At 33.0% G+C, this 642-nt stretch carries 1 protein-coding gene; it reads right to left on the reverse strand.

Annotation, left to right across the window (positions count from 1 at the left end; genetic code table 11):
• Positions 1-64 precede the first annotated feature (64 nt).
• Positions 65-547, reverse strand: a complete 483-nt coding sequence (locus BFL01S_RS19735) for a DUF456 domain-containing protein (RefSeq protein WP_025911590.1) — start codon at positions 545-547, stop codon at positions 65-67.
• Positions 548-642 lie beyond the last annotated feature (95 nt).

Genomic DNA, 642 nt, shown 5'->3' on the forward strand with positions numbered 1-642 from the left:
CGATATAACATTTATTAGCGACATTAAAAATTTAACATGCTTTTAATTAAAAGTCAACAAATTATTATAAAACAACGATAAGAAAGTAAATGATCATTGCCGCCTGTATAATTCCTTTTGAAATAGCACCGCTGAAAAAGCCAACTAACGATCCAAAACCAATCTTTATAGCATTTTGAAAATTCGTACGGTGTACAACTAACTCACCAATCACCGCCCCTAAAAATGGGCCAATTAATATACCAAGCCCAGGAATTAAGAATGGACCAACCAACAATCCAATGGTGCTTCCCCAAATACCCGCTTTTGTTCCACCGAACTTTTTAACACCAATTAGATTTGCCAAATAATCAGCGGCAAAAAGTGCTGCCACAAGCAGACCTTGAATAAGCACAAACAAGAAAGTATATGGTTCAAAACTATAGAAAAACCCGTACAATAAAAATCCAAGTGCTACAAACAGTACGCTTGGAATAATAGGATAGACTAATCCAATAAATGATACAACAAAACAAATTGCAATGAGTGTCCAATATAAAAAGTCCAACTTAACACGTTTCCTTTCATCTCAATCTCTATTTACTATTATTATCAAACAGTATACACTGTAACAACTTTTTTGATAATAATATTCCATAAAAA

This window comes from Priestia flexa NBRC 15715, assembly GCF_001591565.1.
Taxonomy (GTDB): domain Bacteria; phylum Bacillota; class Bacilli; order Bacillales; family Bacillaceae_H; genus Priestia; species Priestia flexa.